The sequence below is a fragment of the Sphingomonas pituitosa NBRC 102491 genome, assembly GCF_001598435.1.
Classification (GTDB): Bacteria; Pseudomonadota; Alphaproteobacteria; order Sphingomonadales; family Sphingomonadaceae; genus Sphingomonas; species Sphingomonas pituitosa.
Genome location: NZ_BCYY01000024.1, coordinates 1 through 20,003, shown reverse-complemented (window position 1 = coordinate 20,003; position 20,003 = coordinate 1). Strand labels below are relative to the sequence as shown.

The 20,003-nt window shown below is 67.8% G+C and carries 18 protein-coding genes and 1 tRNA gene; 11 read left to right on the top strand and 8 right to left on the bottom strand.

Annotation, left to right across the window (positions count from 1 at the left end; translation table 11 throughout):
* Position 1 precedes the first annotated feature (1 nt).
* The 11 genes from SPI01S_RS17485 (at position 2) to SPI01S_RS17435 (ending at position 9,282) form a co-directional block, all read left to right on the top strand.
* Entirely contained in the window at positions 2-331 is a 330-nt protein-coding gene (locus SPI01S_RS17485; RefSeq protein WP_066725609.1) for a TrbC/VirB2 family type IV secretion system protein, read from the top strand.
* A complete protein-coding gene (locus tag SPI01S_RS17480) occupies positions 328-600 on the top strand; it encodes a VirB3 family type IV secretion system protein (protein ID WP_066725607.1) in 273 nt (90 codons plus the stop codon). The genes SPI01S_RS17485 and SPI01S_RS17480 overlap by 4 nt, the downstream gene beginning before the upstream one ends.
* Positions 594-3,032 carry a conjugal transfer protein TrbE gene (trbE, locus tag SPI01S_RS17475; protein WP_066725605.1) on the top strand — a complete coding sequence of 813 codons (2,439 nt, stop codon included), beginning with the start codon at positions 594-596 and terminating at the stop codon, positions 3,030-3,032. The genes SPI01S_RS17480 and trbE overlap by 7 nt, the downstream gene beginning before the upstream one ends.
* A 4-nt stretch (positions 3,033-3,036) precedes the next feature.
* Positions 3,037-3,783 (top strand): P-type conjugative transfer protein TrbJ, encoded by a 747-nt coding sequence (gene trbJ / locus SPI01S_RS17470; protein ID WP_066725739.1) that lies wholly within the window; start codon positions 3,037-3,039, stop codon positions 3,781-3,783.
* 113 nt (positions 3,784-3,896) lie between these two features.
* Positions 3,897-5,195, top strand: a complete 1,299-nt coding sequence (gene trbL / locus SPI01S_RS17465) for a P-type conjugative transfer protein TrbL (RefSeq protein WP_066725603.1) — start codon at positions 3,897-3,899, stop codon at positions 5,193-5,195.
* 3 nt (positions 5,196-5,198) lie between these two features.
* Positions 5,199-6,005, top strand: coding sequence for a conjugal transfer protein TrbF (gene trbF, locus SPI01S_RS17460; protein ID WP_066725596.1), 807 nt, complete (start codon positions 5,199-5,201; stop codon positions 6,003-6,005).
* A complete protein-coding gene (gene trbG / locus SPI01S_RS17455; RefSeq protein ID WP_066725592.1) occupies positions 6,002-6,931 on the top strand; it encodes a P-type conjugative transfer protein TrbG in 930 nt (309 codons plus the stop codon). The genes trbF and trbG overlap by 4 nt, the downstream gene beginning before the upstream one ends.
* The gene (locus SPI01S_RS17450) at positions 6,928-8,136 is read left to right on the top strand and encodes a TraB/TrbI/VirB10 family type IV secretion system protein (RefSeq protein WP_066725590.1); all 1,209 of its coding nucleotides are present in this window, start codon (positions 6,928-6,930) and stop codon (positions 8,134-8,136) included. Before trbG ends, SPI01S_RS17450 begins: the two co-directional genes overlap by 4 nt.
* A gap of 9 nt (positions 8,137-8,145) precedes the next feature.
* Positions 8,146-8,364, top strand: coding sequence for a DUF2274 domain-containing protein (locus SPI01S_RS17445; protein ID WP_019369571.1), 219 nt, complete (start codon positions 8,146-8,148; stop codon positions 8,362-8,364).
* 232 nt (positions 8,365-8,596) lie between these two features.
* The gene (locus SPI01S_RS17440) at positions 8,597-8,860 is read left to right on the top strand and encodes a type II toxin-antitoxin system Phd/YefM family antitoxin (protein WP_066725584.1); all 264 of its coding nucleotides are present in this window, start codon (positions 8,597-8,599) and stop codon (positions 8,858-8,860) included.
* Positions 8,860-9,282, top strand: a complete 423-nt coding sequence (locus SPI01S_RS17435; RefSeq protein WP_066725579.1) for a type II toxin-antitoxin system VapC family toxin — start codon at positions 8,860-8,862, stop codon at positions 9,280-9,282. Before SPI01S_RS17440 ends, SPI01S_RS17435 begins: the two co-directional genes overlap by 1 nt.
* 63 nt (positions 9,283-9,345) lie before the next feature.
* On the opposite strand, the gene SPI01S_RS17430 is transcribed toward SPI01S_RS17435, so the two are convergent.
* The 8 genes from SPI01S_RS17430 to SPI01S_RS17395 all read right to left on the bottom strand — a co-directional run bounded on the left by SPI01S_RS17430 (position 9,346) and on the right by SPI01S_RS17395 (position 19,614).
* Positions 9,346-10,578, bottom strand: coding sequence for a tyrosine-type recombinase/integrase (locus SPI01S_RS17430; protein WP_066725576.1), 1,233 nt, complete (start codon positions 10,576-10,578; stop codon positions 9,346-9,348).
* Positions 10,579-10,775: 197 nt separating this feature from the next.
* Positions 10,776-10,849: transfer RNA gene (locus SPI01S_RS17425), tRNA-Gly, on the bottom strand.
* Between the two features lie 315 nt (positions 10,850-11,164).
* Positions 11,165-12,574, bottom strand: coding sequence for a chromate efflux transporter (gene chrA, locus SPI01S_RS17420; RefSeq protein WP_066725573.1), 1,410 nt, complete (start codon positions 12,572-12,574; stop codon positions 11,165-11,167).
* Entirely contained in the window at positions 12,571-13,413 is an 843-nt protein-coding gene (locus SPI01S_RS17415; RefSeq protein ID WP_066725565.1) for a chromate resistance protein ChrB domain-containing protein, read from the bottom strand. Before SPI01S_RS17415 ends, chrA begins: the two co-directional genes overlap by 4 nt.
* Before the next feature lie 160 nt (positions 13,414-13,573).
* The gene (locus tag SPI01S_RS17410; RefSeq protein ID WP_066725563.1) at positions 13,574-16,810 is read right to left on the bottom strand and encodes an efflux RND transporter permease subunit; all 3,237 of its coding nucleotides are present in this window, start codon (positions 16,808-16,810) and stop codon (positions 13,574-13,576) included.
* Positions 16,807-17,958: an efflux RND transporter periplasmic adaptor subunit gene (locus SPI01S_RS17405; RefSeq protein WP_066725560.1), complete on the bottom strand. Its 1,152-nt coding sequence runs from the start codon at positions 17,956-17,958 to the stop codon at positions 16,807-16,809. Before SPI01S_RS17405 ends, SPI01S_RS17410 begins: the two co-directional genes overlap by 4 nt.
* Positions 17,955-19,214, bottom strand: coding sequence for a TolC family protein (locus SPI01S_RS17400; protein WP_066725557.1), 1,260 nt, complete (start codon positions 19,212-19,214; stop codon positions 17,955-17,957). Before SPI01S_RS17400 ends, SPI01S_RS17405 begins: the two co-directional genes overlap by 4 nt.
* A 55-nt stretch (positions 19,215-19,269) precedes the next feature.
* Positions 19,270-19,614, bottom strand: a complete 345-nt coding sequence (locus SPI01S_RS17395) for a hypothetical protein (RefSeq protein WP_157084762.1) — start codon at positions 19,612-19,614, stop codon at positions 19,270-19,272.
* Positions 19,615-20,003 lie beyond the last annotated feature (389 nt).

Here is a 20,003-nt window from a genome sequence, read left to right as displayed (position 1 = left end):
CATGCAATTCGCCAAGATCCCGGCACGCCATGCGCGCCTCGTCGAACTCGCCGCCATCGGCATCGCATTTGCCACCTCGGCCCATGCGGCGGGTTCGGGGATGCCTTGGGAGGAACCGCTCCAGCAGGTGCTCGAGTCGGTCCAGGGGCCGGTCGCCAAGATCGTTGCCGTCATCGTCATTATCACGACTGGCCTGTCGCTGGCGTTCGGCGAGAGCAGCGGCGGCTTCCGCCGGCTCATCCAGATCGTGTTCGGGCTGTCGATCGCGTTTGCCGCCTCCAGCTTCTTCCTGAGCTTCTTCAGCTTCGGCGGGGGAGCGCTCGTCGCATGAGCGACACCGGTCAGCACTTGCCGGGCTTCGAGGCACCGATCCATGCGAGCCTGGGATCGCCCATCCTGCTCGGCGGCGCCCCGCGTGGGATCGCGATCGTCAACGGGACGGTCGCCGCGGCGGTCGGGCTCGGGCTGCAGCAGTGGCTGGCCGGGCTCGTGCTCTGGGCCGTGGGGCACAGCATCGCCGTGTTCGCCGCGCGGCGGGACCCGGACTTCGCGCCCGTCCTGCTTCGCCACCTCCGGCAGAAGGGATATTTCGCGTGCTGAACCTCGCAGAATATCGTCGCCGCGCGGATCGGCTGGCCGACCATCTCCCCTGGGCGGCGCTGGTCGCCCCCGGTGTCGTCCTCAACAAGGATGGAAGCTTCCAGCGTACCCTCCGATTCCGTGGACCCGATCTCGAGTCCGCCACCGAGGCCGAGCTGATCTCTGCCTGCGCGCGGGGCAACAATGTGCTCAAGCGGTTCGGCAGCGGCTGGGCCCTGTTCTTCGATGCCGAGCGGCGCGAAGCGGCCGCCTATCCCGACAGCGATTTCCCCGACGCCGCATCGTGGCTGGTGGACCAGGAGCGCCGGGCGGCCTTCCTCGGCGAGGGCGCCCATTTCGAAAGCCGCTACCACCTGACGCTTGTGTGGCTTCCGGCGCCTGACGGCGCCGAGGCCGCCGGACGGTCGCTGGTCGAGCGGCCCGACGCCGAGAAGGGGCGGGACTGGCGCGCGGCGCTGGCGCACTTCATCGCCGAGACCGACCGCGCGCTCGACCTGTTCGCGAGCTTCATGCCCGAGGTCCATGCGCTCGACGACAGCGAGACACTGACCTTCCTGCACGGCACGATCTCGACGCGGCAGCAGGATGTCGCGGTGCCGGAGACGCCGATCTACCTGGACGCGCTGCTCGCCGATACGCCGCTGACCGGCGGACTGGAGCCGCGGCTGGGGGATCGCCATGTCCGCACCCTGACCATCCTCGGTTTCCCGAGCATGAGCCGGCCGGGCAACCTCGATGCCCTCAATCACCAGGATCTCGCCTATCGCTGGGTGACGCGCTTCCTCGCGCTCGACAAGGGCGATGCCACCAAGGCGCTGACCAAGATCCGTCGCCAGTGGTTCAACAAGCGCAAGTCGATCACCGCGCTGCTCCGCGAGGTGATGTACAACCAGTCTTCGCAGCTGCTCGACAGCGATGCCGACAACAAGGTGGTGGATGCCGATCTGGCGCTCCAGGTGCTGGGCGGCGACCATGTCGCCTTCGGCTACCTGACCACCACCATCACGGTCATGGACACCGATCGCGCGCGCGTCGAGGACAAGGTCCGGCAGGTCGAGCGGATCGTGGGCGGGCTCGGCTTCACCTGCATCCGCGAGGGCGTCAACGCGGTCGAGGCCTGGCTCTCGTCGCTGCCGGGGCAGGTCTATGCCAATGTCCGCCAGCCGCTCGTCCATACGCTGAACCTTGCCCATCTCATGCCGCTGTCGTCGGTCTGGGCGGGACCGAGTGGCAATGCGCATCTGGATGGGCCGCCGCTGCTCCACGCCAGCACGGCGGGATCGACGCCGTTCCGGCTGTCGACCCATGTCGGCGATGTCGGGCACATGCTGGTGGTCGGGCCTACGGGTGCCGGCAAGTCGGTGCTGCTGGCGCTGATCGCCCTGCAGTTTCGCCGCTACGCCGACGCGCAGGTCTATATCTTCGACAAGGGCTTCTCGGCCCGCGCTGCAGTGCTGGCGATGGGCGGCGCGCACCATGCGCTGGGGATGGGCACCGATGTAGGCGATACGCTGGCATTCCAGCCGCTCCGCGGGATCGACGATGCCGCCGAGCGGAGCTGGGCCGCCGAATGGATCGCGGCGCTGCTCGCGCACGAGAAGGTGCTGGTCACGCCCGAGGTCAAGGACGCGGTCTGGTCCGCGCTCGGCAGCCTCGCTTCGGCGCCGGTGGAAGAACGCACCCTGACCGGGCTGGTGCTGCTGCTCCAGTCGAACGCGCTGCGCACCGCGCTCGGCGCCTATACGCTCGACGGTCCCTATGGCCGGTTGCTCGATGCGGCCGAGCAGCAGTTCGCTTTCGCCGATGTCCAGTGTTTCGAGACCGAGGCGCTGATGGGCCAGGCCGGCGTGGTCGCCCCCGTTCTGACCTATCTCTTCCACCGCCTGGAGGAGCGCTTCGACGGCCGGCCAACGCTCTTGATCCTCGACGAGGCCTGGATCTTCCTCGACCATCCCCTGTTCGCCGCGCGCATCCGCGAATGGCTGAAGGTGCTGCGCAAGAAGAATGTCGCGGTGCTGTTCGCGACGCAGAGCCTTGCCGACATCGCATCGAGCAGCATCGCCCCCGCCATCCTGGAAAGCTGCCCGCAGCGCATCCTGCTGCCGAACGACCGGGCGATCGAACCGCAGAGCCGCGAGGCTTACGTACGGTTCGGGCTCAACGAGCGGCAGATCGAGCTGGTCAGCCGCGCGACGCCGAAGCGGCACTATTATCTGCAGTCCGCGCGCGGCAATCGGCTGTTCGAGCTGGGGCTGGGTCCTATCGCCTTGGCCCTGTGCGGCGCCTCCGATCCCGCGACGCAGGCCCGCATCGACGCGATGCTCGCCGAGGGCGGGCACGCGGACTTTGCCGCGCGCTTCCTCGCTGATCTGGGCCTCGACTGGGCCGCCGAACTGCTCGCCGCTTTCCCCGCAAACCAAAGAGAGGAGTGATGTGATGCGTATCCGCACCCGCAAATATCTGGTCGCAAGCGCCCTTGGCGCAGGCGCGGCAGGGGCGCTCGCCATGGGCCTTATCATGACCGGCACGCCTGCCCGCGCGCAGCTGACCGTGTTCGACCCCGGCAACTACAGCCAGAACCTGCTGACCGCCGCGCGCACGCTCCAGCAGATCAACAACCAGATTCAGTCGCTCCAGAACGAAGCGACGATGCTGATCAACCAGGCGAAGAACCTCACGAGGATCGACTTCCCCGAGCTACAGGCGCTGACCCAGACGCTCCAGCAGGTCAACCGGCTGATGGGGCAGGCGCAGGGCATCCAGTTCCGCGTGTCCGGGCTCGACCAGCAGTTCCGCCAGCTCTTCCCGCAGAGCTTCTCGGCGGCGCTCCGGACCAACGAGCAGGTCGTCGCTGCGCGCGCCCGGCTTGATACCGCGATGTCCGCCTATCAGCAGACCATGACGGTGCAGGCGCAGGTGACCGAGAATGTCACGGCCGATGCCCAGGCGCTGAGCGGGATCGTCGCCAAGAGCCAGGGCGCCGAGGGAGCGCTCCAGGCCCAGCAGGCGACCAACCAGCTGCTCGCGCTGGCCGCTAAGCAGCAGTTCCAGATCCAGAACATGATGGCCGCGCAGTACCGCGCCGAGGCGATCGAGCAGGCGCGCCGCGCCCAGGCCGAGATCGACGCGCGCGCGGCAACACGCAGGTTCCTCGGTTCCGGCTCGGCCTACATCCCCAGGTAGCGCCGCCGGCCAGGGCGGCGGCGGTCTTGCCTCCCGCCGTCGTCCGCCGCGGGGCGGGGCTCTCACCCCCGGTCCCGCCTCGCGGCACCCCTCCAGCGCAGGACATCGCCACCGTGAACGACCTCAACGTCATCGATCGCTTCCTGACCGCGTTCACCCGCTACATCGATAGCGGGTTCGGTCTGCTGGGCGGGGATGTCCGCTTCCTCACCGCGACCCTGATCGGCATCGACATCACGCTTGCCGGGCTGTTCTGGGCGATGGGAGGCGAAGACAATGTCATCGGCCGCTTCCTGCGCAAGATCCTCTACATTGGCGCCTTCGCGTTCATCCTGAACAGCTTCTCGACCCTCGCCGACATCATCTTCCGTTCGTTTGCGCAGGCCGGGCTGACTGCCGGCGGGGGCACGCTGTCGGCCGAGGATCTGCTGAAGCCCGGTCGTCTCGCCGGCACGGGCTTTGCCGCCGCGTGGCCGCTGCTCGACCAGGTGTCGCAGCTGATGGGCTTCACGACCTTCTTCGACAATTTCCTGACGATCGCGGTGCTGCTGTTCGCCTGGGCGGTCGTGATCCTGACCTTCTTCCTGCTCGCGGTGCAGATGTTCGTCACGATCGTCGAGTTCAAGCTGACCTCGCTCGCCGGCTTCCTCCTCGTGCCTTTTGCGCTGTGGAACCGCACCAGCTTCCTCGCCGAGCGGGTGCTCGGCAATGTCGTCTCGTCGGGCATCAAGGTGATGGTGCTCGCCGTCATCGTCGGCATCGGCGCCAATTTTTTCAGCGAGTTCACCAGCGCGCTGCAGGGGCAGGAGCCCGATATCGGCCAGGCGATGAGCCTGATGCTCGCCAGCCTGACGATCTTCGGGCTGGGCATCTTCGGACCCGGCATCGCTTCGGGCCTCGTGTCCGGTGCACCGCAGCTCGGCGCTGGCGCAGCGCTGGGCACCACGGTCGGCGCTGCCGGCATGGCGATGCTTGCCGGCGGTGCCGCTGTGGGCGGTGCCCGCATGCTGGGCGGTGCCGCGCTGGGGGCCGTTCGCGCAGGCACCGCGATGGGATCGGCTGCATCCACGGCCTACACGCTCGGCAAGGAGACGGCCGCGGCGCCGACCATGTCGGCGGGGCTGGGCGGCGTGGCCCGTGCCGCCAGCAATGCCGCACGCGCGCGCGCCTCCAGCGCGCTGGGCCTTGGCGAAGCGGCGTCGCGCGGCCGGGCGGCCGCCTGGAATGCGCTGAATCGCACCGGCGGCGATACCGCGTCGCAGGCCGCCGCCGAAGAAGCCGTTCCCGCATGGGCCCGCGCCATGCAGCGCCAGCAGACTAGCCGCCATCACCGCCAGGTCGCCTTGCATGCCCTCCAGCAGGGCGATCGCGGCGGCGCTTCCGCAACCCCAGACATTAAGGAAAGGGACTAGCCGATGGTCTTCAGACGCGCCGTCCAGCGCTATGGACGAACCCCCGAACCGGAGACGCCGTACCAGCGGGCCGGGCAGCTCTGGGACGAGCGGATCGGCTCGGCCCGTGTGCAGGCGCGGAACTGGCGGCTTATGGCGTTCGGGTGCCTTGCGCTCGCAACCGGCCTGTCGGGTGCTCTCGCCTGGCAGTCGGCGCAGAGCCGAGTGACGCCCTATGTTGTCGAAGTCGACCGGCTGGGAGAGGCGCGTGCCGCCACCGAGGCCGAGGCCGGCTATCACCCGACTGATCCGCAGATCGCCTGGCACCTGTCGCGCTTCATCGCCAATGTGCGCGGCCGGTCGCTCGATCCGGTGCTGGTGCGCAGGAACTGGCTCGATGCCTACGACTTCGCCACCAAGCGCGGCGCCCAGTTTCTGGGCGAGTATGCGCGCGCGGCCGACCCTTTCGGGGCCATCGGCGAGAAGACGGTAACGGTGCAGGTCACCAGCGTGGTGCGGGCATCCGATCGCTCGTTCCAGGTCAAATGGACCGAGACCGCGTTCGAGCGGGGCGCCGAGACCGGCACGTCGCGCTGGACGGCTATCCTGACCGTCGCGATCACCCCGCCCAAGGACGCCGACACGCTCCGCCGCAATCCGCTCGGTGTCTATGTCGATGCGATCGACTGGAGCCGGGAGCTGGATGCCTCGGCCGCGCCGAAGCCGGCTGCCGCGCCGATGCTCCCGCCGTCCGCTCCCGTCTCGGCGCCGACCAACTCCCCAGTCGATCCCGCTGCCCCGGCGGAGCCCAGCACGGAGGACCAGTCATGAAGCTTTTGCTCGCCCTATCGGCGGCGTCCCTCGCCATGGTATCGGCATGGGGCCAACACGCACCGTCGCCTCCGGCTAGACCGACCCCTGCGCCGACCGCCACCGCGTCCCCACCTGCCAAGCCGCCAGTCCGCAAGCACGTGCGGAAGTCCGTGAGCCTAGGCGCCGCGCGCGTCGCTGCTGCCAATCGCGCAGCTACCCAGCAGCCGCAGGCCCAGGGCTTCGTCAACGCGGTCCAGATCTATCCCTTCAGCGAGGGCATGATCTATCAGGTTTATACGGCCCCGGGTGCCGTGACCGACCTTGCCTTGCAGTCGGGAGAGAATCTCGTCGCTGTCGCGGCAGGCGATACGGTACGCTGGGTGATCGGCGACACCACCAGCGGGACGGGCGCCGACAAGCGCACCCATGTCCTCGTGAAGCCCTTTGCGAGTGGCCTCGCGACCAACCTCGTCATCACCACCGATCGCCGCAGCTACCATCTCCAGCTTACGGCCACCACGCGGACCGCCATGGCCGCCCTGTCTTGGACCTATCCTGCCGACCAGCTGATCGCGCTCCGGCAGAAGGAGGCTCAGGCGGGAGCGGTAGCCCCGATCGCTGCGAGCCTGTCGGTGGACAGCCTGCACTTCAACTACAGGGTGAACGGCGACAGTCCGGCCTGGCGGCCGCTCCGCGCATTCGACGACGGGCGGCAGACCTTTGTCGAGTTCCCGGCGAGCATCGCGGTCGGCGAGGCACCGCCGCTGTTCGTGATCGGCGCGGCGGGCGAGGCCGAGCTGGTCAACTACCGGATGCGCGGGCGCTTCTATGTCGTCGACCGGATTTTCGATCGTGCCGAGTTGCGGCTAGGCACCGGCAAGCAGCAGGTGGTCCGCATCGATCGGGTGACCGAGGTTCCTGCGCCTAAAGGCAAGCGGTCATGAGCGAGGATGCTGTCCTGCCAACCTCGAAGCTCGACCCCGAAGCGCTGGCGATCCGGGTCAAGCCTCCGCGCGCCATCCGGTTCCGTCGCGGCGTGATCATCGCGCTCGCAGCCCTGGGTTCGGTCGGCCTGGTCGCCGTGGCATGGAGTGCTTTGGGATCGCGCCTGATGCCGGCAGCAGTCGAGCGGAAAGAGCTATCGGAGCCGAACAAACAGCCGCCGCCCGATACCCTGAACCGCCTGCCCGCAAGCTATGGTGATGTTCCAAAGCTCGGGCCGCCGCTACCGGGTGACCCGGGGCGCCCAATCCTCGAGCGCCAGCGCCGCATGGCGGCCGAGGTGGAGGTAGATAGCGGTAGTGGGGCAGGGCGGGCGGAGGCGCAGGCCGCAACGCAGGAACGCGATCGGCAGCTTGCCGAGTTGAAGGCAGCACGCGCATCGGGACTGCTTGTGCAGAACCAGAGCAGGCCATCGGCGCCGGTGTCAGTGGAGGTCGCTTCTCCGCCGACGCCCATCCCCCCGGAAGCGCCAACACCGGCAGTCGATCCGGAGCGCGATCCCAACGCCCAGAGCCGCAAGGCCCAGTTCGTCGTCACGCGCGACACATCGGCGGACACCAATCCGCATACGCTGCAAGCCGCGCCGTCGCCATATCTCCTGTCGGCCGGCAGTGTGATCCCGGCGAGTCTGATGTCCGGTCTCCGGTCCGATCTGCCCGGCCTGGTCACGGCGCAGGTGACAGCGAACGTGTTCGACAGTCCCACCGGGCGCATCCTGCTCATCCCACAAGGCGCGCGGCTCGTCGGAAGCTACGACTCCGTGGTCGCGTACGGGCAAAAGCGTGCGTTGGTCATTTGGCAGCGCATCCTGCTGCCGGACGGCAGCTCGCTCAGGATCGACAACGTGCCGGCGACCGATGCCTCGGGCTATGCCGGCCTGCAGGACAAGGTAGACTTCCACACCTGGACGCTGCTCAAGGGGGTCGCGATGTCGACTCTGCTCGGCGTGGGCTCGGAGCTGACGATTTCGGGCGACAGCGATCTGGTCCGCGCGATCCGGCAGTCGACGCAGCAGAATGTCGCGCGGGCGGGCGACCAGATCACCTCACGCAATCTCAACGTCCAGCCGACGCTGACAGTTCGCCCCGGCACGAATGTGCTGCTCGTGGTCCACAAGGACCTGATCCTCGCGCCTTGGCGCGAATAGGAGGCCGACATGCCTGATTTGAAACTGGCAAAGCTGCCGGATCGAAAGCCCGTCAAGCTCGCGATCCTCATCACGCCCGACCTGCACCAGCGGCTGCAGGACTATGCTGCACTATATGCCGACACTTATGGGCAGAAGGAGGCGGTGACGGATCTGATCCCGGCGATGCTGACATCCTTCCTCGAGAGCGATCGCGGGTTCGTGCGGGGGCGGGGAGCCAGCCGGTGACATCCGGGCCGGTGTCCATTCATTTTCCGATTATGACGCACTTGGCTTGTACTGGTCACAAGAGCTGATCGATCTTGCCAAGGCTTCGAACATCAAGGGCCTAGTGGCTACCTCCGCGCGGGCAAAGGGGCCAACCGTGGCCCGGCTATAGCGCATTACAGTGCCACGCGTCTTGACTTTCGCCGGCCCGCTGACAATGTAGCAACATATCGTCAAGCGCCAGGAGGGCGTCATGGGTATCACCAGCCTTACCAGCCGAGAGTTCAATCAGGACGCCGCGCGCGCCAAGAAGGCGGCGCTGCATGGCCCCGTCTTCATCACCGATCGCGGGCGCCCAGCGCATGTCCTGCTCTCAATCGAAGAATATCAACGGCTAATCGGCAAGGGCCAGACCTTGTGGGATATCTTCGCAGACAAGGATGACGGGGGCGATTTCGATTTCGAGCCGCCCAAGCTGAACATCGGCTTCCGTCCGGCCGAGTTTGGCGAGGATTGATGTTCCTGTTCGATACCAACGTCGTATCGGCACTCCGAAAGCCGGAACGGGCAGGCCCTGCGTTCGAGGCTTGGACAAAGATAGCCTTCGGTGCTCGCCCGTTCTTGTCAGCCGTGACGATCATGGAAATCGAGATCGGCATTCTTCGGCTTCAACGCCGGGATGAAGCACAGGCAGAGTCGCTACGGCGCTGGATGGACAAGATCGTGATGCCCGGATTTGCGGATCACATTCTCGACTTCGATTCTGCGGTGGCCCGTCGCTGCGCAGCCCTCCACGTTCCCGATCCTCGCGCCGAACGCGATGCAATGATCGCCGCCACCGCCCTTGTCCACGGCCTCACCGTCGTCACCCGCAACACCGCCGACTTCATTGCAACCGGGGTGCCGCTGCTCAATCCCTGGGAAGACCCTGCCCAATAAGCGTGCGGTGTCGCGTACCGACACCTAAACCGGCGCGCGATCGGGCGGCGTGACCGGAGGCGTTCAGCCGACCCGCACTCCCGGGAAGGGCAAGATCGTTGCGCCGCTGCGCAGGCTGTCCAGCAGGTTCGACCACCACTGCGCCATCGCTACCCGCTCCTTCCAGTGGGTACCGCGATGATAGGCCGCACGCACCTTGTCGGTATCGCCATGCGCCAAAGCCCGTTCAATCGCGTCGTAGGACCACTTGCCGGACTCGTTCAGCAGGGTGCTGGCCATCGCCCTGAAGCCGTGTGCCGTCATTTCGCTGCTTGCGTAGCCGAGGCGGCGGAGCGCCGCGTTGAGGGTGTTGTCCGACATTGGCCGCGTGCGCGACCGCATTGACGGGAATACATAGCCGTTTGACCCGGTGATCGACCGGATTTCCAGCAGGATCGCGATCGATTGAGTCGAGAGCGGGACGTGATGCGGCTTGCGCATCTTCATCTTCTCGGCCGGGATGGTCCACACTGCGGCGTCGAAGTCGATCTCGTCCCATCGTGCGTGACGTAGTTCGCCGGGGCGCACGAACACATGCGGCGCCAGTTGCAGCGCCCATTTGGTCATGCCCTGGCCCTCATATGCATCGATTGCACGCAGCAGCTTGCCAACGTCCTTCGCCTCGGTGACCGCGCCGTAGTGCTTGACGGTTGGTGTCAGCAGCGCGCCGCGCAGGTCCCTCGTCGGGTCCGACTTCAATCGGGCGGTGGCGACAGCATAGCGAAATACGGCGCCGGCTAGCTGCAGGGTACGCCGCGCGCTTTCCAGCTTGCCACGCTTCTCGATCTTTCGAATCGCGGTTAGCGCGTCGATGGGCTCGATCTCATGGATCGGCATTGTGCCGATCGAGGTGTCGAGCAGGCTGAGGAGATACTCGCAGCGTGCAGCGGTGGAGGGCGCCCACGCCCGGTCGCCGTCGCGCCGCCGCTTCGAGCAATATTCGTTGGCGATGCGAGTGAAGGTGTTTTCCGCCAGTGCTTCGGCCCGAATTCTCTCGCGCTGCTTCTCCAGAACAGGGTTCTTCCCCTCGGCAAGGACCTCGCGCGCGTCATCGCGCAGTTTACGCGCGTCGCGCAGGCTGACCTCCGGGTAGGAGCCGAAGCTGAGCTTCTTCTCGACGCCACGGTGTTTGAACTTCATCCGCCACAGGCGGGAGCCAGACGGCGACACGATGACGTAGAGGCCCAACTCGTCATAAAGCTTGTAGGCCTTTTCGCGGGTCTTGGCCTTGCGGATCGCCATATCACTCAACGGCATGGTGCGGACCTCTCATCCCGAGGCCCCACCACATTGGGGCCTCGTGCAAAAAAGTGGGGCCCGCGATTTTTGAGAAGGCCCCATCTGCAGTTGCGATTTGATGAGATGAGACGAGCGATCACGAACCGGACAGTCCGAAAAATACCGCAGATTTCCGTGGTTTACAAAGCCGTATGGGATCTAGTGAGATCGAAAAATGGAGCGGGTGAAGGGAATCGAACCCTCGTCGTAAGCTTGGGAAGCTTCTGCTCTACCATTGAGCTACACCCGCAAAACAACGGCTTATCGTTGTTCCAACCGCTTGCGGAGCGCCGGTTTACAATCCCGGTTTGCAGACCCGCGTGCGATCCGACGGCCGAGTGCCACATTCCTGGCGTGGTCGTCAACGTAGATCGTCCGGATCCGGCGGACCTCGTCGGGCGGGCATCCGCCGCGGGGCGAAGGTTCTGCGGATGTCGTGGAGGTGCTTGCTGCGAATGCGATCAGCGCTTCGCGCTTTCCATCGCCGCCGCTCCGAAGGTGTCGCCGGCAGCAATCAGGCCGCGGCAGCCCATGCTGGTCTCGGACAGGCTGGGTCCCTCTGCGATTATTGGATGACGCCAGTGACATAGAGGAGGATGCCCGCAGCAGAGGTCGCCGCGAGCGTGGGCAGCGTGCCGGTCTTGAACCGCAGGACCGCCACGATGGCAGCCGCCGAGAGCAGCAACGCCCAGAGATCCACGCTGGACAGGACCGGCACGTCGAACCGCAGCGGTCCGCCACGGAACGCCACGACCTGGCGGAAGATCGTATGGATCGCGAGCCAGATCGCGAGATTCAGGATCACCCCGACGACCGCGGCGGTGATCGCCGACAGCGCACCGGCCACCGCCGCGTTGCCGCGCAGCCGCTCGATGAACGGCGCGCCGAGGAAGATCCACAGGAAGCAGGGCATGAAGGTGACCCAGGTCGCGAGCAGCCCGCCCAGCGTGCCGGCGAGCAGCGGGTGCAGCATCCCCGGCGCGCGATACGCGCCCATGAAGCCGACGAATTGCAGCACCATGATCAACGGTCCCGGCGTCGTCTCGGCCATGCCGAGCCCGTCGAGCATCTCGCCCGGCTGCAGCCAGCGATAGGATTGCACCGCCTCCTGCGCGACATAGGCGAGCACCGCATAGGCGCCGCCGAACGTCACCACCGCCAGCGTGGAGAAAAAGGTTGCGATCTGGCTGAACACATTGGCCGGGCCCAGCCACGCAACCAGCACCGCGACCGGGGCCAGCCATAGCGCCAGCCAAACCCCGGCCGTCCGGATCGCCGCGCGCGGCGCGACCCGGGCATGGGCGGGAAGCGCCTCGCCGAGCAGCGTCTCCGCATCCTCGACGATGGTCCCCTTGCTCGCGCCGTGACCGCCGCCGACCTTGAACACCGCCAGGCCCGCGCGCCCGCCGAAATAGCCGATCACGCCCGCCGCCAGGACGATGAGCGGAAACGGCACCCCGGCAAAGAAGATCAGCACGAAGGCGATGGCGGCCATGGTGCGCATGACATTGTTCTTCAGCGCGCGGCTGCTGATCCGCACCACTGCCTGGAGCACGATCGCCAGCACCGCCGCCTTCAGCCCGAAGAACAACGCCGACACGATGCCGAGCTTGCCGTAGAGCGCGTAGACCCAGCTCAGCGCCATGATCGCAATGACACCTGGCACGATGAACAGCCCGCCCGCGACGATGCCGCCCCGGGTGCGGTGCATCAGCCAGCCGATATACGTCGCGAGCTGCTGCGCCTCCGGCCCCGGCAGCACCATGCAATAGTTGAGTGCGTGCAGGAACCGATGCTCGCCGATCCAGCGCTTCTCCTCGACCAGCACGCGGTGCATCATCGCGATCTGGCCGGCGGGGCCGCCGAACGAGAGCGCCGCGATCCGAAGCCACACCCAGAAGGCCTGCCCAAGCGTCACGTCGGCCGGCCGTGGGCGCGTGGCAACCGCGCCCGCCGCCACCGCGTCCGTGCTCATGCCGTCACCCGCGACTTCGCAGGCTGGTGCGAGGTCCAGTCATGGGTTTCGTCGGTGGCGTCGCGGCACCAGCGGTAGAGCGCGTCGTAGATCCCGATGCCTGCCTCGAGCTGTTCGAGATCGTTGCTGTACAGGCGCGACAGCCCCAGCGAGATCGCCAGCAGACCCGCCGCCTCGGGTGCGATATCCGGCCGGGCTGTGTCCGCACCGCGGACGACCCGCGCAAGCCGGTCCAGCCCATCGACCCCGCCAAGGCCGAATCCTTCGAGCATCACGTCGAAGGTGCAATGCGCGCCGTCATGCGTCCAGCGCACGCCTTCGGCCTCGATGTCGAACGGTGCAGCACCCATCTGCTGGGCGACACCGACGACATGGGCCGCGGGGACGAACAGAAATTGCGCCTGCGGATCGACGAACCGCCGGATCAGCCATGGGCAGGCAATGCGATCGACCTTGGGGCGGGCGCGGGTAACCCAGAGGGTGCGCCCCGCAGCATCGCCCGCCGGCAGCGCCGAGCAATCGAGCATCGGCAGGCCGGCGCCAGCCCAGCGGCGGATCCCGCCGTCGAGCACATCGGCATCTGCGCCGGCATCCCGCAGCCAGGCGGCGGCACCATGGCCGATCGCGCCGCCGTCCTCGCAGACGATGACGACCGCAGCATGCGCGAAGCGGGGTGCCCAGTCCGCCAGTCCGGCGAACGGTCGGCGGATCGCTCCCGGGATCAGGCGCGGCTCGGCGGCGAACGCCGCATCGCTGCGAACATCCAGGATAGACGGGGCACGCGGTGTGCCGAGGAGACGGACGAGCTTGTCGGGAGCCACGGCATTGATCGAAGGCATGATGCGTCCTCAAGGGGATTGGGACGCGATACTTCAGCCTGTCGCCTCATGGGGAGATCGCGAACCCCATATAGCAGAGAGTGCCGACCGCGATGGGCTCGGTCAAGCGGGAACGCGACAAGGCACGAGGGAGCGAGCACGCCGCGCCCTCGCTTTGCCGTCAATCCGCCGTGGCGGCATGCTCGCCGGATCGCGCGTCGTTACGCCGCCGCGTCGCCCGCGACAGGAACGCCGTTATTGCCGGCAACACCAGCAGGGTCAGCGCGGTCGAGGTGATCAGCCCCCCAATCACCACCGTCGCCAGCGGCCGCTGCACTTCGGCACCGGTCCCGGTCGCCAGCGCCATCGGCACGAAGCCCAAGCTGGCGACCAATGCGGTCATCAGCACCGGCCGGACGCGCTCCATCGCGCCGCCGATGATCGCGGCATCCTCCTCGGCACCGTCCTCGCGGTGTTTGCGGATCGCGCTCATCATGACGAGGCCGTTGAGTACCGCCACGCCGGACAGCGCGATGAACCCGACAGCGGCGGTGATCGAGAACGGGATGCCGCGCAGCAGCAGCGCGAACACGCCGCCTGCCAGCGCCATCGGCACGGCGCTGAACACGATCGCGGCGGGCACGAAGCTGCCCAGCGCCAGATAGAGCAGCGCATAGATCGCGACGAAGCAGATCGGCACCACGATCAGCAGCCGCAGCCGGGCCGACTGCAGGCTCTGGAACGTACCGCCCCACGCCGTGTACATGCCCGGCGGCAGATCGAGCTGGCGGATCCTGGCCTGGGCCTCCTGGACGAACCCGCCAAGGTCGCGCCCGCGCACATTGACCTGCACGACCACCATGCGCTTGCCGTTCTCGCGGCTGATCTGGTTCAGCCCCTGCGTGTAGCTGAACCGGGCCACTTCGCGCAGCGGGATCGCGCGGGCGGCCTGCCCCTCAGCCGCGGGCAGCATCACCGGAATCGCGCCCAGCGTCTCCAGGTCGTCGCGCTGCGCATCCGGCAGGCGGACGACCACGGCAAAGCGCCGGTCGCCTTCGAACAGCAGCCCGGCCTCGCGTCCGCCCAGCGCGGCAGAGACGGTGTTCGCGATCGCCTCGACCGACAGGCCGTAGCGCGCCGCCGCCTGGCGATCGATCTTCACGTCGAAGGTCGGCGCGCCCGAGGTCTGCTCGGCACTGACATCGCCCGCGCCGGGAATGGCGCGCAGCACGCCGGCAATCCGCTTCGCCTGCGCAGTCATCGCGTCGATATCGTCGCCATAGAGCTTCACCGCGACATCCGATCGCACGCCGGCGATCAGCTCGTTGAAACGCATCTGGATCGGCTGCTGAATCTCCGTCCGATTGCCGATCAGCGGCTTCATGCGCGCCTCGATGCGGCGCAGAATGTCCGCCTTGCTCTTCACCTCCGCCGGCCATTCGCGCTCCGGCTTCGGGATGACATAGGTGTCGGAGGCGTTGGGCGGCATGGGATCGGTGCCGAGATCCGCGTTGCCGTTCTTCGAAAAGACCAGGGCAACCTCCGGCAGCGTCTTCAGCGCATTCTCGATCTGAAGCTGCATCTGGGTCGATTGATCGATCGATGCCGAGGGCACGCGAAAGTTGGTGACGGTGATGTCCTTCTCGTCGAGCTGCGGCATGAACTCCTCGCCGAGCAGGCCGAACGACAGCACGGCGGCCGCAAAGATGCCGACGCCGCCCAGGATGAACGGCACCGGCCGCGCGACCGCCCTGGCCAGCATGGGCGCGTATTTCCGCTTGAACCAGCGGATCGGCCTGACCTCGGTCTCGCTGACCTTGCCGGTGATCAGCAGGGCGATCATCGCGGGCACGAAGGTGATCGAGAGGAGGAATGCCGACGCCAGCGCGACCATCAACGTGATCGCCATCGGCGCGAAGGTCTTGCCCTCGACGCCCTGGAAAGTGAGCAGCGGAACGAAGACGAGAAAGATGATCAGCTGGCCGTAGACGGTCGGTCGGACCATCTCCTGCGCGGCGAGCGTCGTCTCCTCCATCCGTTCCGAACGGGTCAGCAGGCGCCCCACATGCTCCTGCCGCTCGGCGAGGCGCCGGAGCGCGTTTTCAACGATGATGACGGCGCCGTCGACGATCAGCCCGAAGTCGAGCGCGCCGAGGCTCATCAAATTGCCCGACACGCCCAGGCCGTTCATGCCGGCGGCGGTCATCAGCATGGTGATCGGGATCACCGCCGCCGTCACGAGCGCCGCCCGGATATTGCCCAGCAGCAGGAACAGCACGACGATGACGAGCAGGGCACCTTCGACCAGGTTCTTCTCGACTGTGGCGATCGTCGCATTGACCAGCTTGGAGCGGTTATAGATCGGCTCCGCAAATATATCGGGCGGCAGCGCACGGTTGACCTCGACCAGCTTTTCCGCGGCGCTGTTCGCCACGATCCGGCTGTTCTCGCCGACCAGCATCAGCACGGTGGAGATCACCGCCTCCGATCCCATGCGGCTGCCCGATCCGGTGCGCACCGCGCCGCCGATCACGACCTGGCCGACATCCTTCACGCGCACCGGCGCGCCGCCCCGGGTGGCGACGACGGCGTCCTGGATGTCCTCGATCGACTTCAGGCGCGCATCGGCACGCACCAGAAAGCTCTCGCCGGCGCGGCGGACATAGCTCGAGCCGGCGGACAGGTTCGCCCGCTCCAGCGCATCGGCGAGTTCGGTGATCGACAGGCCATAGGTGGCCAGTGCGGTGAGGTTCGGCTCGACCAGATACTGCTTCACATAGCCGCCGTTCGAATCGACGCCGGCGACGCCCTTCACGTTGCGCATCTGCGGCCGGATGATCCAGTCCTGCACCGTGCGCAGATAGGCCGCCTTGGCCAGTTCGGTGGTCAGCCGCTCGCCCTCGGGCGTGAGATAGCTGCCGTCGGACTGCCAGCCGGGTTTGCCGTCGGCGGCCTTCAGGCCCTTGCCGTCGGGATGCCGGAAGGCGACCGAATAGAAGAAGATCTCGCCGAGCCCGGTGCTGAGCGGGGCGAGATTGGGCTGTACGCCGGGCGGCAGGCTGTCCTTCGCCTGTCCCAGCCGCTCGGAGACCTGCGCCCGCGCGAAATAGATGTTGGTCGCGTCGGTGAACACCGCGGTCACCTGGCTGAAGCCGTTGCGCGAAATCGAGCGCGTCATTTCGAGGCCCGGGATGCCGGCCAGCGCCGTCTCGACCGGAAAGGTGACCTGCTTCTCGATGTCGACCGGCCCCAGCGTCGGTGCAAAGGTGCTGATCTGCACCTGCCGATTGGTGACGTCGGGCACGGCGTCGATCGGCAGCCTGGTGATCTGCCAGGCACCGAAACCGATGACCAGCAGCGTCAGAAAGGCGACGAGCCATCGCATCCGGACCGAAAGCGAGAGGATGCGCGCGATCATTCCGCCGACTCCTTCTCGATCTCGGCCTTGAGCAGGAAGGCGTTGGTCGTCGCGATCGGCGTGCCCGCGGCCAAGCCGCCCGTGATCGCCACCAGCCCGCCGGAGCGGCCGCCGACCTGGACGGTGCGCGCCTTGAACCCGGCGCGCGTGCGGACGAACACGACCGTGCGGTCGCCGATCGTCTGCACCGCTTCCTGCGGCACCATCACGCCGCTCTTGGTCGCGCCGCCGCTCGCGAAGATGCGGGCCTGGACGAGCAGGCCGGGGACGAGCAGGCTGCTGCCCGCGCTCGGCTCGATGACGATGGTCGCCGCCCGCGTGTCGGGATCGACGACGCCGGTTGCCGACCGCACCCGTCCCGCGATCACGCGCCCATCGCGGGCGGTGAGTTCCACCCGATCCCCGGCGCGCACGCGGGGGGCGTCTGCCGGCGGCAGGCTGGCGGTGATCTGGAGCCGCGCCGGATCGGCGACCCGGAACAGTTCGGTTTCGGCGGCGACGAACTGGCCCAGGCTCGCCGGGGCCGCCGTGACGCGACCGCTTACCGGGCTGACCACCGCGATGGAGCGGCCATCGGGCGAGAGCCGCACCGCGCCCGCAGCGGCGCTGGCGCGTCCGGCATCGGCCTGCGCCACGGCAAGGTTCGCCTGCGCCGTCTCATAGTCTGCCCGGGGAGACACGCCTTGCGCGAGCAATGTGCGTTCGCGGGCGAGCTGCTTCGCGGCAAGCGCGACCCGCGCCGCAGCGGCGGTGCGATCGGCGGCGATGGCGGAGGCATCGCGGCTTTCGACCAGCGCCAGCGTTTCGCCGGCACGGACCGGATCGCCGATGCGCTTGAAGATGCGCAACACGGTGCCGGGTGCCCGCGCGGTCAGCACCGCTTCCGCATCGGGGGTCGCCTCGACCGTGGCGGACGCCGGGATCGCCGCGTCCAGTTCTCCGGCCGCAGCGGGCGCGATGGCGATCGCGGAGGCACGGATGCCGTCGGCTGTGATCTCGACACTATCGGCGGGCGCCGGCTCTGCCGTAGCGGGGGCTTGCGGCGCCGGCGGCGTCGGCTGGGTCCAGCGAGCGGCACCGAAGCCGAGCGCAGCTGCGGCGGCGAGGCCCAGCGCGGCACCGGTGTACAGGCGGTTCTTGTCGTTCATTGGACCGGGTCTCCGGTGATGGCCAGTCCTTGCAGGCTGGCGAGTTGGGCGCGGGCATCGATGCGGGCAGCGGCGGCGTCGACAACGACTCCGCGGGCGACACCCAGCCCGTGGCGCGCCGTGAGCAGTTCGCTGAGCGGCGACTTGCCGGCTTCATAGGCGATGCGCGCCAGGCGATAGGTTTCCTGGGCGGTGCGCAGGGTACGGTCGGCTGCGGCGATCCGCGCCTCGGCCGCCGCGATCAGCGCAAGCGCCGCACGGGCATTGGCTTCGGCTTCGAACCGCGCATTCGCCGCCCTTGCTTCGGCACCCCGCAGATCGGCTTCGGCCGCGGCGATATTGCCCCTGTTGCGATCGAACAGGGTAAGGGGCAGCGAGATGCCGGCGACGATGGCGGTGGCCCGGTCGCCCTCAAGCCGCCGCACGCCGATCTGCCCGGTAACATCCGGGATGGCGCGCTTGCGCTCCGCGACGGCGTGCCGCGCCGCCGCTTCGCGGTCCGCCAGCGCGGCGGCATAGCCCGCGTTCCGCTTGGGATCGACGGGGCCATAGGGCGGCGGGGCGGCGAGCCGGTCCAGCAGCGACTCCGATATGCCGGTGAATGGTGCCTCGACGCCGGCGAGCGCAGACAGGCGGGCGAGCGCTGCCGTGCGGGTCGCCCGTGCCCCCTCCAGCATCGCGCGCGCCGCATTGAGCTCGGTTTCCGATTGCAGCGCGCGGAGACGGGCTTCCTTGCCGGCCGCGACCAGCGCGCCGGCCAGCTTGAAGTCGGCCTCCGCCTCCTCGACCTCGTCCTCGGCGATCTCGATCCGCTTGTCGGCCAGTTCGACCGCGACATAGGCCAGCGCCAGCTCGTGCGCGAACAGCACGCGCCCCTGATGCCCGCGTGCGGCCGCCGCTTTCACCCCGGCCTCGCCCGCCGCGACGCGCGCCGACCGCTTGCCGCCCAGCTCGAACGGCTGATTATATTGCAGCGTCGTTTCGGTACGTCCGAAGCCTGTATAGGGCGCGGAACCGGCGAAATTTTCGCCATAGAGGCTGATGGTCGGGTTCGGACGCGCTCGCGCCTGTTCCGCCAGCCCCTGCGCGCGATCGACATCTGCATCGAGTGCCGCGACGCGCGGGGATGCCTGCGCCTGCTTCAACAATTGCGCGAAAGGCGGCGCGGGATCCGCCCACGCTGCGCCTGCGAGCATCACGCCCGCAAATCCGCCGAGCAGCGCCGCGAGGCGATGCCGGCTGGTAGTGCCGTTCATATCCGGTATCCTTGCACGAGAGAGCCGTTGCGCGCTGGTGCGCGCCGGAGACGGCTCAGGCGCGCGGCGGTCTCAGCAAGGATGCAGGATCGAGACCGGGCAGCACACCGGCGCGATATACGGTCCAGCGCGGACCGGTCGCATTCGAATGGGCGAGCGCAGTCTTTTCAGCGGGCAACGCAACGCCGTGCCCCACCATGTGCGCCGCGGCATGAAGCGCGTGGTCCGGATCGGCAGGCGAGTCGTCGTCCTCATGGGCCTGCGCCGCCGAGGCCACCTGCGCCGGATCTTGATCGTGGAAATCGACGCTGTGCCAGGTCGACAGGGCGCTCATCCCCAGCACCGCAAGCAACGCGAGCAGGGCCCCAAGGATCGCCAAGCGGGATCGATGCGCTGCCATGCAGGCAAGCCTACGCGAGACCCCGCCCTCCGGCAAGGCGCGTCGGGTCACGCTTTCCGCCAGCGTGGGTGCAGCTTGTCGATCACGAGTTGCCGATGCCCTCGATGCGGGAAGCCGTTTGGCGGGGGCGTCGGACTCGTGCGCTCGGGTACCGCGTCATTCGCGACGTGCTGGCCGATCCGACCCGGGAATGGATTGGCTGCTACCGCCTATGGTCGCAGTCGGCGCCGGCCACCGCGAATGCTGCGAGACGGCGCCGCGTTGATCCCAGTTGGCGGGGCCTTGCGCGGCGGATAAGGCCGCTCTCTTCACGCCGTGGACCGCAAGCATCCTGCGCCACGGCAAGGGGTCCGGTTCGGTCGCACGGGGAGAGCGCGTTGGAGAAGTTC